General features: G+C 71.4%; 14 protein-coding genes and 1 pseudogene. 7 read left to right on the top strand and 8 right to left on the bottom strand.

Annotated elements, in window-relative coordinates:
• Positions 1 to 31: 31 nt before the first annotated feature.
• Positions 32 to 961, bottom strand: a pseudogene (locus tag SPRI_RS00850) (hypothetical protein); the annotation flags it as partial.
• Positions 962 to 1206: 245 nt separating this feature from the next.
• On the opposite strand from SPRI_RS00850, the gene SPRI_RS00845 reads away from it, so the two are divergent.
• Positions 1207 to 1545 carry a hypothetical protein gene (locus SPRI_RS00845; RefSeq protein ID WP_005321886.1) on the top strand — a complete coding sequence of 113 codons (339 nt, stop codon included), beginning with the start codon at positions 1207 to 1209 and terminating at the stop codon, positions 1543 to 1545.
• 34 nt (positions 1546 to 1579) lie between these two features.
• On the opposite strand, the gene SPRI_RS00840 is transcribed toward SPRI_RS00845, so the two are convergent.
• Together SPRI_RS00840 and SPRI_RS00835 are read right to left on the bottom strand one after the other, a co-directional pair.
• Entirely contained in the window at positions 1580 to 1993 is a 414-nt protein-coding gene (locus tag SPRI_RS00840) for a PIN domain-containing protein (RefSeq protein ID WP_005321888.1), read from the bottom strand.
• Positions 1990 to 2253: a hypothetical protein gene (locus SPRI_RS00835; RefSeq protein ID WP_005321891.1), complete on the bottom strand. Its 264-nt coding sequence runs from the start codon at positions 2251 to 2253 to the stop codon at positions 1990 to 1992. Before SPRI_RS00835 ends, SPRI_RS00840 begins: the two co-directional genes overlap by 4 nt.
• A 598-nt stretch (positions 2254 to 2851) precedes the next feature.
• On the opposite strand from SPRI_RS00835, the gene SPRI_RS00830 reads away from it, so the two are divergent.
• From SPRI_RS00830 to SPRI_RS00815, 4 genes are all read left to right on the top strand, one after another.
• Entirely contained in the window at positions 2852 to 3691 is an 840-nt protein-coding gene (locus tag SPRI_RS00830; protein WP_005321894.1) for an NmrA family NAD(P)-binding protein, read from the top strand.
• Positions 3692 to 4152: 461 nt separating this feature from the next.
• Entirely contained in the window at positions 4153 to 4803 is a 651-nt protein-coding gene (locus SPRI_RS00825; RefSeq protein ID WP_005321896.1) for a hemerythrin domain-containing protein, read from the top strand.
• 55 nt (positions 4804 to 4858) lie between these two features.
• The gene (locus tag SPRI_RS00820; RefSeq protein ID WP_005321899.1) at positions 4859 to 5350 is read left to right on the top strand and encodes an anthrone oxygenase family protein; all 492 of its coding nucleotides are present in this window, start codon (positions 4859 to 4861) and stop codon (positions 5348 to 5350) included.
• A gap of 129 nt (positions 5351 to 5479) precedes the next feature.
• Positions 5480 to 6475: an AraC family transcriptional regulator gene (locus SPRI_RS00815; protein WP_053556618.1), complete on the top strand. Its 996-nt coding sequence runs from the start codon at positions 5480 to 5482 to the stop codon at positions 6473 to 6475.
• Positions 6476 to 6593: 118 nt separating this feature from the next.
• On the opposite strand, the gene SPRI_RS00810 is transcribed toward SPRI_RS00815, so the two are convergent.
• Genes SPRI_RS00810 through SPRI_RS00790 form a run of 5 tightly spaced genes read right to left on the bottom strand, consistent with a single transcriptional unit; the run spans position 6594 to position 10715 of the window.
• Positions 6594 to 7436 (bottom strand): alpha/beta fold hydrolase, encoded by an 843-nt coding sequence (locus SPRI_RS00810; RefSeq protein WP_037775632.1) that lies wholly within the window; start codon positions 7434 to 7436, stop codon positions 6594 to 6596.
• Positions 7433 to 7921 carry an SRPBCC family protein gene (locus SPRI_RS00805; protein WP_234020476.1) on the bottom strand — a complete coding sequence of 163 codons (489 nt, stop codon included), beginning with the start codon at positions 7919 to 7921 and terminating at the stop codon, positions 7433 to 7435. Before SPRI_RS00805 ends, SPRI_RS00810 begins: the two co-directional genes overlap by 4 nt.
• A 47-nt stretch (positions 7922 to 7968) precedes the next feature.
• Entirely contained in the window at positions 7969 to 9462 is a 1494-nt protein-coding gene (locus SPRI_RS00800; protein ID WP_005321906.1) for an FAD-binding protein, read from the bottom strand.
• A complete protein-coding gene (locus tag SPRI_RS00795; RefSeq protein WP_005321909.1) occupies positions 9459 to 10445 on the bottom strand; it encodes a 3-oxoacyl-ACP synthase III family protein in 987 nt (328 codons plus the stop codon). Before SPRI_RS00795 ends, SPRI_RS00800 begins: the two co-directional genes overlap by 4 nt.
• A gap of 15 nt (positions 10446 to 10460) precedes the next feature.
• Entirely contained in the window at positions 10461 to 10715 is a 255-nt protein-coding gene (locus tag SPRI_RS00790) for a hypothetical protein (protein ID WP_005321911.1), read from the bottom strand.
• A gap of 172 nt (positions 10716 to 10887) precedes the next feature.
• Here SPRI_RS00790 and SPRI_RS00785 point away from each other — a divergent pair, with 172 nt between their 5' ends.
• Complete coding sequence (locus SPRI_RS00785; protein ID WP_037775637.1) at positions 10888 to 11766, top strand: class I SAM-dependent methyltransferase; 879 nt, start codon at positions 10888 to 10890, stop codon at positions 11764 to 11766.
• Between the two features lie 11 nt (positions 11767 to 11777).
• Positions 11778 to 13343, top strand: coding sequence for a flavin-containing monooxygenase (locus SPRI_RS00780; protein WP_005321915.1), 1566 nt, complete (start codon positions 11778 to 11780; stop codon positions 13341 to 13343).
• The last annotated feature ends 125 nt before the right edge of the window (positions 13344 to 13468 follow it).

The following is a 13468-nucleotide window of genomic DNA, read 5'->3' as shown; positions in this document are numbered from 1 at the left end:
CCTGCTGCTTGTCGAAAAGCTGTTTCACTGCCACGCCGATCACGCCGTGGGCGAGGGCGGCTTCGAGCGGAACGGCCTGGGCGGCCGGGATCTGCCAGGAGGCGGTGACGTACCAGCGGCCGCGTCCGGTGTCGTGGTGGATGCGGTAGGCCACCGCCCGGTGCGCGACCACCCGGTCCGCCCACTCGGAGCCCCGGTGCGCGAAGGAGACCTTTATGGCGAGTGCGTACCGTCCGTGCGCGGCGTTCGCCAGATACGCCAGCGGGGCCGGGAGCTTGATGCTGACGTCGCCTTCGGGGGTGATGCGGATCGTCTCGTTGCCGAACCTTTTCCCCGACTCACCATCCGCCTGGAGGAACCAGCGCTCGGCCTCCCACCGCCGGCGCCACTGGGCTGCGGTCAGCCCCGCATCGGCAAGGTGATGCCGGGTACGGGTCAGACGTCGGCCGCCGCGCACCACACGCACGACACCGGCCGCACGGTCGGCTCGTGCCCGCTCGAGCCGGTCCTCCAGCACCCGCAGGCGCCGGGTTTTGTGGAACCACTCGTGCGCGGAGCGGTAGCCGCCCGGGACCCGCCGGGTGCCTTTCTGTCCGACCGGCAGCGACAGCCGGTGAGCGATCGTCCTGATCCCGGCTTCGAGGCCCTGGATGTGCGCGGCCTGCCCGCGCCGGGCGAGCGCCCACTGATCGTGCGTGGCCTTCGTGATCGACCCCGCCCACCTCGACGACGACACCCCCGTCAACTCCCGCTTCCGGGCCGCCCACGACTCGGCTGAGTGCTCCAGCCCGTCAGCGCAGCGGGCCTTCAAGTCCCGCGAGGCGAGCGACCCGAGATGCGCACCCACCAGCCGCAACACCTCCTCGTCCCCGGCTGTCAGGCCCTTGAGCCGCGTACGCACTGCCACACCCGAAGGTCCGGTGACCACGAACGGCGCCGCCACCTCCCGCAGACCGCCCACCGTGCTCACCACCCCTCCTGTCCTGGACCACACACAACCGCCACCGCCCCAACGACCACCATCCGCAAAGGTCACCCATTCGACACACGAACCCCCGTCCACCCCGCGAGCCCTCACACACCACAGCCCACAACAACTCACCCCTACACGCCAGCACTCACTCATGCACGGTCACGCAGCAGCAGTTCACAACCCTCGCGGCCGCCGACCGCCCCTGTCGGAAGCACGAGGCGGTCCGCCACGCGTTGAAGTCGGAGCTGCTGTGGGCCGACCTCCAGCCCACCGACTCCGAGATTGTCGACGTCAGCTGCACCGTGGGCGACGGCCTGTTCGTCTACGAGGTTTTGGGCGCCGGCCGCTCCACGTACACAGACCTCCGCTCGGGCGCCACCCGCCTCCTCGAGATCAACCACACCCTGCCTTCGCCGGCCACCCGCCTCTACCTGGTCCTGTGTGAACCGCCCGCCGAGGACTGGTCGGCCGACACCGTCCGTGACATCTTCGGCGTCCACGTCCTGTGGCGCTCTCCAGGCAGCTGGGGCGGCGACGAAACGGAGATCGCCCTCGGCCGCGGCCAGGCATGACCTCTCCGTGCCGGCAGCCCCTCGGCGGTTGCAGTCAGACTTTGACGACGGTGACGCGTCCGGCGCACAGCGTGGCGAGGTCCTCGGGATCGGAAGTGAGGACAGTGACGGGGCCGGGCGCGGCCAGCGCGGTGGCGCTGAGCATGGCGTCGATGGCGTACTTGTGGCCGTGGAGACCGGCGTCGGCGAGGAGCGTGGCAGCATGCCGTGCGATCGACTCGCTGACCGGCTCCACGACGAGGCGGGAGAGTGTCCACTCCAGAGCCGGGCGGTTGATCCGAGGGTGGACCACTTCCACGAGCGTGGCCGCCGACGTGATGACCCGCAGGTCGTCGGCGCGGGCCAAAGCGAGCCAGCCGGTCACTGTGCGGTCGCGCAGGACAGCCTTGGCCAGTCCTTCGCTGTCGAGGACCAGAGTGCCGCCAGGGGTGGCGGGGGAGCGGGTCACGCGGCGTTCGCTCCACCCTGTCGCTGCTCACTGCGAGCCTGCTGGAGCTGGTCGCGGAGCGCCTGGATCTCCTCGTCCGTGACCGGGCCGTGCTCGGCTTCGGCGACCTGGATGAGTTCGTTCAGGTTGTCTCGCTCGATCTGGCGGGCGACGGCTGAGGCCACGTAGGCGGACAGGCCGGAAGGACCGCCGCGGGCCTTGGCGGCTTCGGCGATGTCGCGCGGCATGGTGATCGAGTACTTGCCGGTAGGCTCATTCATGCTGCTGATCCTACCTCTTATCCTCCCTGGTGTGGGAGGTGCTCGAGTGACGCGGTACGCCTACTGCCTGCAGTACGGGCGGTCCGGCACCCGTCCCCGGCCCGCCGGACCGCCGAGTGGAAGATCACCGGACCCGGCCGGACAGCGAGTGCGGCAGACAGGCCGCAGGGCGTTGACGACCGGCTCGGTGCGGAGGCCGTCGGCGCCGGCGCAGCCGACGACACGGAGGCGGTGCCGTTGACAGCGGCCAGGTGGAGCCGGCCCTCCCCGGAGTGATGCGGACATCCGAAGCAGAAGAACTACCCAGCGAACTTCGCGAGTTGGGCGCCGGAGGCGCGGAGAAGGCGCCGGGCACCGAAGTACGGCCCGCCGGCGCGGCCCGTCGCGCCCGCCTCGGACGGCCGACAGCCTCCGCCCCGCCCTCGAGACCCCGCCTCGACACGCTCGAGAACGGGCCCCGGGTGGTGGCCTCGGACAGGGCCCGATGCCTAGCCTGACCGGGCCGCACACCGCGCCCCGCTCCTCCTGAGACGCACGCTTATGGGGTTGAGCGTTTGGGCTATGGCTCGTCTCACCGCACTGGAGTTGACTCATCACCATGACGAACACACAGAACACGCAGACGACCGGAACCAGGACGACGCTCGTGATCGGCGGCACCGGCAAGACCGGCCGCAGGGTCGCGGAGCGGCTCACCGCACGAGGCCTTCCGGTGCGCGTCGGGTCACGCTCCGGCGAGCCGCGCTTCGTGTGGGAGGACTCCTCCACGTGGGAGGCCGCGCTCGAGGGCGTCGGCGCCGTCTACGTCACCTACTACCCCGACCTCGCCTTCCCCGGCGCCGACGAGCACATCGCCGCCTTCTCCAAGCTCGCCGTCGCCAAGGGCGCCACCCGCCTGGTGCTGCTCTCCGGCCGCGGCGAGGAGGGCGCCGTGATCGGCGAGAACAAGCTCAAGGAGTCCGGCGCCGACTGGACGATCGTGCGCTCCAGCTTCTTCAACCAGAACTTCGACGAGAGCTTCTTCCTCGAGCCCGTCCTGGCCGGCGAGATCGCCCTGCCCACCGGCGACGCGGTCGAGGCGTTCGTCGACGCCGACGACATCGCCGACGTCGTCGTCGCCGCCCTCACCGACCCGGCGCACATCGGCAAGACCTACGAGCTGTCCGGCCCGCGCCTGCTGAGCTTCCGCGACGTCGCCGACGAGCTCACCAAGGCCACCGGCCGCCAGATCCAGTACATCCCCATCACCAAGGACGAATACCGGGCCGCCCTGGTCGAGCACGGCCTGCCGGCCGACTTCGCCGAGCTGTTCGAGAACGTCCTCGACGGCCGCAACGCCCACCTGGTGCACGGCGTCGAGGAGGCCCTCGGCCGCAAGCCGAAGGACTTCGCCGACTACGCCAGGGAAGCCGCCGCCTCCGGCGTCTGGAACGTCTGACCCGGAGCCCCTGCCCCGGTGCCGCGACCGCGGACCGACGGACGCACCCGCGGCCGCGGCACCGGACCAGCCCGAGACACAGCCACCGTTCCTCTGGACTGAGCAGGAGTGATCTGCTCAGTCGCACGCCCCGAACGGTCTTGGGCGCACTGGTCCCCGGCGTACTCGACCCCGGGACGGCTCCACGCATCGGGTGCGCGGTCCGGGCCCGGGAGGCCGGTTCCCTGCGCGACCTGACCAGCTGGGTACGGCCAGAGGTGACGGGGAGGCCCTGAACCATCGCTCCGGTGGAGCAGGGGCCCCGCTCACCGGCACCGCACCCGGCGTCCCAGATCGCACGATCACGCTCACCCGGACAGCCCACGACGCCGCACGCCACGAAGCCGACCATCACACGAACGAGCTGAGTCGACCTCATACACGCTCAGCGGCAAACAGCTCCAACCCCCGAGGAGGCGGCCATGAGCACCCCCATGTCGAGCGAACGCCTCGACACCCTGCCCGGCCACTTCCACGGCTTCGCCCTGATGCACATCGCCATGCGCCGCGACGCGAACCGCCTGAGTGCCGCCGCACCCCGGCTCACCGCCCGCGGCCTGGCACCCGCCGCCACCTGGTGGCAGCGCCTGCGCGACGTCATCGACTGGCACCACCGCAGCGAGGACACCTTCCTGTGGCCCGAACTGCTCCGCAAACTCCCGCAGTTCCGGCCCCAGGCCGAACAACTCGCCGGCGACCACACCGAACTCGACCGGGCCATGGACCAGGTCACCGCCGCCCTCACCACCGCGGCCGGCCCGGCCGGCCTGAGCGGCGCCGCGGCGCACTTCGGCCAGGTCCTGAGCGACCACCTCGCCGACGAGGAGAAGACCGTCTTCCCCCTCTTCGCGCAACTGCCCGCCCGCGAGTACCTCGCCCTGGAACAGCGCCTGGTGCGCACCGCACCGCCCGGCGTCCTGACCTACCTGCCGCCGTGGATGTTCGACGGCGCCGACCGGCGCTCCGTCGACCTCGTCGCCGCCACCATGCCGCCCCCCGTGCGGCTGCTCGGCCGCACCGTCCTGCGCCGCCGCTACGAACGCGGCCTCGGCGCCGTCCTCGACCCCCGCTGACCCGCGCACCCCGCCCGGGACCACCCCCGCCCCGCCCGCCGGAAGGAAGCCCCTGATGTCCACGGCCGCCCAGCCCGCGCTCCACGCCGCCACCATCGCCATGGGCCTGAGCGCCGGCCTGTACTTCTCCTTCGACGTCTCCGTCCTGCCCGGCCTCGACCGCGGCGACGACCACACCTACGTGGCCGCCATGCAGAACATCAACGAAGCCATCGAGAACGGGCTGTTCGGACTTGTCTTCTTCGGCGCCTTCCTCGCCACCGGCATCGCCGGCGCCCGCCTGACCCGCATCGGACAGCGCACCGCCGCCCGCTGGACCTGGGCCGCGCTCGCCCTCTACACCGCCGCCGTGGTCCTCACCATGCGCATCAACGTCCCCCTCAACAAGCGCCTCGCCGCCGGCGGCCTGCCCGAGGCGGCGGGCGAACTCGCCGCCCTGCGGGACACGTTCAAGAAGACCTGGGCGCCCTCCAACGCCGCCCGCACCCTCGCCTGCACCGCCGCCCTGCTCTGCCTCGGCCGTGCACTGTCGACGCTGCGCCACTGACACCGGCGCACGCGCCCCCGAAAAGCTGCGCCCGTCCTGCCGGACGTCCCCCGCACGGCAGGGCGGGCGCGACCCCTTCCGTCCCCAGAGGCCTCCCACGCCTCGCTCCCAGCCGATGGGTTGACACACGTGGATGCTCTCACCGGCCTGCTCGAAGGCCCCAAGGCCCGCGGCGCGTTCCTGATCAAATCGGTCTTCAGCCCGCCGTGGGCGCTGCGCGTCGAGGACCGTGCCCCCATCTCCCTGGTCACCATGGTCCGCGGCGACGCCTGGGTCCTGCCCGACCGCTCCACGCCCGCGCTGCTGCGGCCCGGCGACGTCGCCGTGCTGCGCGGCCCCGACCCGTACACCATCGCCGACGAGCAGGGCACCGGCGTGCAGATCGTCGTCGGCCCCGAACAGCGCTGCAACACCACCGAGGGCGAGGACGTCACCGACACCATGGCGCTCGGGGTGCGCACCTGGGGCGACACACTCGGCCAGGGATCGTCCGTGATGCTCAGCGGCACCTACCAGGCGCCCAGCGAAATCGGCCGCCGGCTGCTGAACGCGCTGCCCGCCCTGCTGGTGCGGCCCGCCGGCGCCGAGGACAACGCGCTCGTCGCCCTCCTCGCCGACGAGATAGGCCGCGACGAACCCGGCCAGGAACTCGTCCTGGACCGGCTGCTGGACCTGCTCTTCGTCAGCGTGCTGCGCGCCTGGCTCGCCGCACCGGGCGCCGGCGCCCCCGCCTGGTACCGGGCCCAGTCGGACCCCACGGTCGGCCCCGCGCTGCGCCTGCTCCACGACAACCCGGGCCAGCCCTGGACGGTGGAACTGCTCGCCCGCAAGGTCGGCGTCTCCCGCGCGGGCCTGGCCCGCCGCTTCACCACCGTGGTGGGGGAGCCGCCGATGTCCTACCTGGCCACCTGGCGGCTCACCCTCGCCGCCGACCTGCTGCGCGAACCGGACGCCACGGTGGCAGGCGTCGCCCACCGCGTCGGCTACAGCAGCGCGTTCGCGCTGAGCTCGGCGTTCAAACGGGTACGGGGCATGAGCCCGCAGGAGTACCGCACCAGCCGCGCCGGCGAACAGGAGATGCCCACAGGCACCCCCGCCCAGACCGTCGTCCTGGGCACCGGCTGACCCGCCGCGCCTCCCGCCCCCGGGGCGGCCGGGGGAGGGGTGCAGACAGCGGCGCGGGCGCCGGCCCGCCGGAATCCTCCGGCGGCCCGGCGCCCGCGCGCCCGGTACGACGTCCCGCTCAACCCGGCCGGCCGGCCACCTCGCCCACCGCCCGCACGACCGCGTCGGGGGCCTCCAGCGGCAGCATGTGACCGGCGCCCTCGATCTCCTCGAACCGGGCGCCCGGCAGGGCCTTCGCCACCGCCCGGCCCAGTGCCGGGGCGATGACCTTGTCGGCGCTGCCGGCCAGCACCACCGCCGGGACACGGACCCGGGCCAGCTCCTCGCGCAGGTCCATGCCCCGCGAGGAGGCGAACGCCTCGGCCCGCACCTGCGGCGAAGCGGCCGCGAACATCTGCCGGTTGACCTCCCCGGCACGGGCGTCGGCCCGCTTGCCGAGCATGTTCTGCCCCAGCAGCAGACGGCCCAGCGCGGGCCGGCCCACCGCCCACGAGAACAGGGCGCTGCCCATCATCTTCACTTCGCTGTCGGGCGTGTCCTGGTCGTGCGCGGCGGTGCCCAGCAGCACCAGAGCGCCCAGCCGGGCCGCGGGCGAGACGGCGTACGCCATCGCCGCGAACCCGCCGCCCGAGTGCCCCACGACGATCGTGTCGCCGGGCGCCCCGACATGCTCCAGGACCGCGCCCAGATCCGCTCCCAGCCGGGGGACCGAGAACGGCTCCCGGCCGGACGTGGAGGCGCCGTGACCGCGCAGGTCGTACAGCACGACCCGGTGCCCCTCGCGGATCAGCCGGTCCGCGACCGTGCCCCACACCCGCCGGGCCGCGGCCCAGCCGTGCGCGAGGACCACCGTGCGGCCCGACGGCGCGCCCAGCGGGGCGAGGACGCTCACCGCCAGGCGGGCGCCGTCGTCGGTGACGAGCGCGCTCTCCGTGGCGGGCGGCGCCGTCGTCGTCGTCATCGCGCCGCCTCCTTCTCCCTCGCCGCCAGCACGCCGTTCAGGGCGGTGAACGCGGCGCTGGTGGCCTTGGAGTGCTCCGCGCCGATGTCGGCGACCTTGGCGAGCACCTTCAGCCAGCCGTGCGGACGGCCCCGGAAGTGCATGCCGAGCCGGGTGCGGCGCCCGCCGTCCAGCGGTTCGAGCAGGAAGTCGCTCGGCCCGCGGAAGACCCCCTCGACGTACTCGACCGACAGTCGCCTGCCCGTCTCGACAGCCGTCGTGCGGGAGGTGAACCGCAGCTTCGGACCGCCCTTGTCGACGCCCTTGGTGTGGACCGTCACCTTGACCTCGCCGCCCACCTCGTCCGGTGAACCGGACGTGGCGGCGAAGGTGTTGGCCGGCACCCACCATTGCGCGCCGCCGCGGAACTCGGCGAGCAGCGCGTCCCAGACGACGTCCGGCGGAGCGTCGAGGACCGCCTCGTCGATCAGGTCGTAACCTGTCATGCCACCTTCTCCTGTCGGTGTGCGGGTCAGGGGTCCGCGGCCGGACGTCAGCCGAAGAAGCCCTGACCGGGGGTGAGGATGTTCGCCGGGTCGTAGCGCCGCTTGGCCCGGCACAACTCCTCCCAGCGGTAGCCGAAGTGCGTCCTCCAGTCGGCCTGGGTCATCCGGGGGATCGCGCCGACCAGGTACCGCTTGGCACCCAGCGCCACGGCCTTGTCGTACAGGCGGCGGTTCTGCTCGAGCATCTGCGAGATGTTCGGGTCGCCCGGGTCGGGGAACCGCAGCAGGTCGAAGAGGTAGCCGACGGACTCGTTCGGCTGCACCGCCAGCGGCCGGGTGATCTTGCCGGTGTAGTACGGGTAGAACAGCAGGAACCCGCCGCCCAGGTCGCCGACGGTCAGCTCCTGCTCCACCATCTGCATGAACGCCTTGGTCTTGGACGCCGGCAGGAACAGGCTCAGCCACGGCTTGGGCTGGTACCAGTGGCCGGTCTCCTTCAGGTAGACCTCGTAGCCGTCGAGCCGGAACATGTAGTCCCGGTAGGCGACGTCCTCGATGACCGCCTGGGCCCGGTTGTCGCGCAGTCCGGCCAGCAGGGCCGCCCGGTCGGGGACGGCGGTGCCGGAGTAGTTGGCGGCGACCTCCATCTTGTAGCGCCAGCCGGTGTCGTCGGCGCGGCGCAGCATCTCGCCGGCCTGGATGTGGAACCGGTTCTCCGCCATGACCTTCTCGCCGTCGGCGAGGTAGGTGGCCAGGTCGTCGTAGAAGAGGCTGAAGACGACCGACCGCTGGGGTGCGGGGGCGAGCTTCACCTTGGCCCGCAGGATGATCGCCGTCTGCCCGCCGCCGGAGAGGATCGAGTGGAACAGGTCCGGCCGCGCGGACGCGGAGACGGTGACGAGCTCACCGGTGCCGGTGACGACATCCATGGAGTGGACGGTGTCGGCCAGCAGGCCGAACTTCTGCACCGTGCCGCCGATGCCGCCGATGGAGACGGTGCCGCCGATGGACAGGTGCAGGTAGTCGGGCAGCGCCGGCGGTGTCTTGCCGACCTTCAGCGCGGCGTCTGTCAGCTGTCCCCAGGTGACACCGGCCTCGACGACCGCGTTGGTCGAGTTGATGCTGAGGATCTTCGACATGGCGCGGGCGTCGATGGATATGCCGCCCTGCGGCACGGCCGCCTGGCCGTACACGGAGTGCGACTCCATGTCGTCGCCGGTGCCGCCCTGCCCGTTGACGGCGATCTTCAGCTTGTTGGTCCGGGCGTAGTTGACCATTTTGACGATGTCCTGGTCGGAACCAGGACGCAGGACCGCCCACGGCGCGGACGGCTTCAGCCGCCCGAAGTCCTGGCGGAATCTGTCCAGGTCGGTAGCCGACGTGGTCAGCGTCCCGTCCAGGGCGGGCACTTGCCGGACGTCGATCCGGTGGCCGGCGTCGACCTCGGCGGCCGTCGCCCACGACTGGTTGGCGACGCTCCAGCCGACCACCGTTGCGGCGATGCCGCCCAGTACCTTGCGCCGCGAGAGTGCGTTGTTCATTTCTGTCCTCCGACCCATTCCAGCAGGACCGATCCCCAGGTCATGCCCGCGCCGAAGCCGGCCAGCAGGACCAGGTCGCCGTCGTTGATGCGGCCTTCGTCGAGTGCCTCGGTCAGGGCGATCGGGATCGACGCGGACGCGGTGTTCCCGTACTTGTGCAGATTGGTGACCAGGGCCTCGGGCCGCAGGCCCGTGTGGCTGAGGATCGAGTTGATGATCCGGATGTTCGCCTGGTGCGGGATGACGTGGCGGACGTCGGCCGCCTCGACCTTGGCGCTGGTCAGCGTCTCCCGCACCGTGCGGACGGTGTAGCGCACGGCGTTGAGGTAGATCTCGTTGCCGTTGATCTGTGCGTAGTGCAGCCCCTGGCGGACGGTCTCCTCCGTGGTCGGCATCCGGCTGCCGCCGGCCAGGACCTTGAGGCTGCCGGCGCAGCTGCCGTCGGCGCCCAGGTTCCAGCCCAGCACCGGGTCCGACGGGGCCGGCCGGAGCACCACCGCGCCCGCGCCGTCGCCGACGAGGATCGACAGGTCCCGGTCGGCGGGGTTGGCGGTGAGGGTGTGGGTGTCGGAGCCGATCAGCAGGATCGGCCGCGGGTCGATCTTGATGAGGGCCATGGCCTGGACGAGGCCGTAGACGAAGCCCGCGCACTCGGAGTTGACGTCGTGCGCGCTGCCGGCGATGCCCAGTTCGTGGTGGACGAACGCGGACGTCGCCGGCGACGGCTGCTCGGGGGTGGCGGTGGCGACGATCAGATGGGCGATGTCGCCGCCGCTCAGCCCCGCCTTGTCCAATGCGCGCCGGCCGGCCTCGACAGCGAGGGAGGCGGTCGTCTGGCCGGGCCCGACGGCCCGCCGTTCGTGGATCCCGCACCGGCTGACGATCCAGTTCTCGTCGACGCCGAAGCGCTGCGCGAGCTCCGTGCTGGAGACCACGCGTTCGGGTACGGCCATGCCCCACCCGGTGATGTCGAAGCCGTTCACAGGACTCTCCCCTGATCAGGCCTGGGCGGGCACGAGCTGGACGATCCGGTCGTGGACGACGCGCAGCGTGGTGGTGTCGTCGATGTCGGCGAACAGCGACTCGTCGGCCGGGATGTGCGGGTACTGGTTCTGGAACCCGTACAACCACTCCATCAGGTCCAGCGAGTCGACGTCGGCGATGTGCTGGAGCGGCTGGTCCGGGTCGACCTTCTGGGCGCCGGAGACGGCCTCGAGCTGGCTCGCCAGTTCTTCGACGGTGGGCAGCGACATGGGGTTCGGTCCTCTCTCGCAAGGCTTGGGGTGTTACGCCTAGGAATCGAACCGGCAGCCGCGCAAGCGGGGCGCAACAGCGCCGGCCCGGCGCCGTCTTGCACATCTGTTGCGAGCACTTCGCTTTCCTCGACCCCGACAGCCGCGCACCCCGACAGGAGTTGAGGAAGAGATGACGACGGTCGCTGACAGGTCGGTCCCCGAGGTCGACGCGATCAGGCACCACTACGAGGTGAGCAACGACTTCTACCGCCTCCTGCTGGGGCCGACGATGATGTACTCGGGCGGCTACTGGGAGGAGGGCGAGGGCCTCACCGAGGCGCTCGACGAGGCCCAGGAGCGCAAGCTCGACCGGTTCGTCGAGCTCGCCGGCGCCGCCGGCAGCCGGCGGGTGCTGGACGTGGGCTGCGGCTGGGGCACCATGCTCAACCGGCTCACCACCGTCCACGGCGTCGAGCAGGCCGTCGGCCTGACGCTGAGCCGCACCCAGGAGGCGTTCATCGCCGGCCTGGACAACCCCCGCATCACCACCCGCGTCGAGTCGTGGGAGGACCACACCACCGACGACCCCTACGACGCGGCGTTCTGCATCAACGCGCTGGAGCACTTCGTGTCCTCCACGCTCCCGCCGCGCGAGCGGACCAAGAAGTACCGGGTGTTCTTCAACAAGGTCGGCGCGGCCCTCAAGCCGGGCGGCCGCTTCGTGCTGCACACCATGACCGCGGAGGCGCTGCCGATGAACCGGCAGCTGCTGGACGACCTGAAGTTCCTCCAGCGCTCCGAGTTCGAGAACTGCCACATCCCGCACCTGCACGAGCTCACCCAGGCCGCTGAGGGCCTGTTCGACGTGGTCGAGATCGTCAACGAGCGCGAGTCGTTCGCCGTCGCCTGCCGCGCCTGGCTGGAGCTGCTGGCCGCCCGCCGGGACGAGGCCGTCGCCCTGGAGGGCGAGGAGGTCGTGGCCCGCTTCGAGCGCTACCTCGACATCTTCGCGTACACCCTCGAGGACAAGTTCTTCAACAACTTCCGCGTCACCATCGCGCGCCGCTAGAGGAGGCCCACGTGACGAGCATTCTGGAACCCGCGCGCAGCGACGGGAGTCCTTCGCCCGGCGGGCGGGCGACGGGCGGCGGCCCCACCCGGCATCTGCGCGTCGCGGTCATCGGCAGCGGCTTCTCCGGCCTCGGCATGGCGGTGCGCCTGCTGCAGAAGGGCATCGACGACTTCCTCGTCTTCGAGCGGGCCTACGAGGTCGGCGGCACCTGGCGGGACAACTCCTACCCGGGCGCGGCGTGCGACGTGATGTCGCACCTGTACTCGTTCTCCTTCGCGCAGAACCCGGGCTGGAAGTCCACGTTCGGCAAGCAGGCGGAGCTGTACGAGTACCTGCGCGACGTCGCCGACCGGTTCGGGGTACGCCCCTACATCCGCTTCGGACACGAACTGCTCGCCGCCCGCTGGGACGAGACCGCCCGCCGCTGGCACGTGAGCACCTCCCAGGGTGACTACACCGCCCAGGTGCTGGTGTCGGGCACCGGCTATCTCTCCGAGCCGGCCGTGCCCGCCATCGCCGGCCTGGAGGACTTCGAGGGGACCGTGTTCCACTCCTCGCGCTGGAACCACGGGCACGACCTCACGGGCCGCAACGTCGCCGTCATCGGCACGGGCGCCTCCGCGATCCAGTTCGTGCCGAAGATCCAGCCGGAGGTGGGGCGGCTGGACCTGTACCAGCGCACCCCCGCGTGGATCGGGCCGAAGAACGACAAGCCGACCAGCGCGCTGCAGTCGAAGCTGCTGCACAACGTCCCCGGCTACCAGCGCTTCCGCCGCAACTTCAACATGTGGGGCCGTGAGGTCCTGGCGTTCGTGATGAAGCGGCCCAAGGTCGCGGGCAAGATGCAGAAGATGGCCAGCGACCATCTGGCGAAGTCCGTCGCGGACGAGGAGCTGCGGGCGAAGCTGACGCCCGACTACGTGATGGCGTGCAAGCGCCTGCTGTTCTCCAACACGTGGTACCCGGCGATCCAGCAGCCCAACGTGGACCTGGTCACCGACGGCATCGACCATGTGCGGGCCAAGTCGATCGTCTCCCGCGACGGCACCGAGCGGGAGGTCGACACGATCATCCTCGGCACCGGCTTCAAGGCCACCGACCGGCCCGTCGCCGGCCGGATCACGGGCCGCGAGGGCCGGCTGCTGCGGGACGTGTGGAGCGAGGGCGGCATGGCCGCGCACCGCGGCACCACGGTCGCCGGGTTCCCGAACCTCTTCCTGCTGCTGGGCCCCAACACCACGCTGGGGCACTCCTCGCAGGTGGTGATGATCGAGGCGCAGATCGGCTACGTCATCGACGCGCTGGGGCACATGGACAAGCGCGGCCTGGCCAGTGTCGAGGTCCGCGCCGAGGCCCAGCAGCAGTGGAACGAGCAGCTGCAGGGCCGGCTCGAGGGCACCGTGTGGAACGCCGGGAACTGCAAGAGCTGGTACCTGGACGAGCACGGCCGCAACCCGTCGATCTGGCCCACCTACACGTGGCGGTTCCGCCGCGCGACGCGCCGTTTCGACCTGGGCGAGTACCAGCTCGCCACCACCGTCAACGCCGGCCGTCCGGCGCTGGACCACGCCTGACGCCACGCGGCCGGCCGGCCCGCGGGCCCGTCCCGCGCGGCGGCCGGCCCTGACGGCGGATCACTTTTCCCTGCCCTGCCCGGCAGGAGTCGGTTCCGCCGTGAAGGGCGGAGTATCCACGGAGG

The organism is Streptomyces pristinaespiralis (genome assembly GCF_001278075.1).
In the GTDB taxonomy this organism is placed as follows: Bacteria; Actinomycetota; Actinomycetes; order Streptomycetales; family Streptomycetaceae; genus Streptomyces; species Streptomyces pristinaespiralis.
The sequence above is the reverse complement of the archived record's forward strand: the minus strand, read 5'-3'. Positions and strand labels throughout refer to the sequence as shown.

Bases quoted from the DNA above. Each gene is read 5' to 3' on its own strand.
- SPRI_RS00835 (WP_005321891.1), bottom strand. From the start codon at position 2,253: ATGAATGAGCCTACCGGCAAGTACTCGATCACCATGCCGCGCGACATC.
- SPRI_RS00830 (WP_005321894.1), top strand. From the start codon at position 2,852: ATGACGAACACACAGAACACGCAGACGACCGGAACCAGGACGACGCTC.
- SPRI_RS00825 (WP_005321896.1), top strand. From the start codon at position 4,153: ATGAGCACCCCCATGTCGAGCGAACGCCTCGACACCCTGCCCGGCCAC.
- SPRI_RS00820 (WP_005321899.1), top strand. From the start codon at position 4,859: ATGTCCACGGCCGCCCAGCCCGCGCTCCACGCCGCCACCATCGCCATG.
- SPRI_RS00810 (WP_037775632.1), bottom strand. From the start codon at position 7,436: ATGACGACGACGACGGCGCCGCCCGCCACGGAGAGCGCGCTCGTCACC.
- SPRI_RS00805 (WP_234020476.1), bottom strand. From the start codon at position 7,921: ATGACAGGTTACGACCTGATCGACGAGGCGGTCCTCGACGCTCCGCCG.
- SPRI_RS00800 (WP_005321906.1), bottom strand. From the start codon at position 9,462: ATGAACAACGCACTCTCGCGGCGCAAGGTACTGGGCGGCATCGCCGCA.
- SPRI_RS00790 (WP_005321911.1), bottom strand. From the start codon at position 10,715: ATGTCGCTGCCCACCGTCGAAGAACTGGCGAGCCAGCTCGAGGCCGTC.
- SPRI_RS00785 (WP_037775637.1), top strand. From the start codon at position 10,888: ATGACGACGGTCGCTGACAGGTCGGTCCCCGAGGTCGACGCGATCAGG.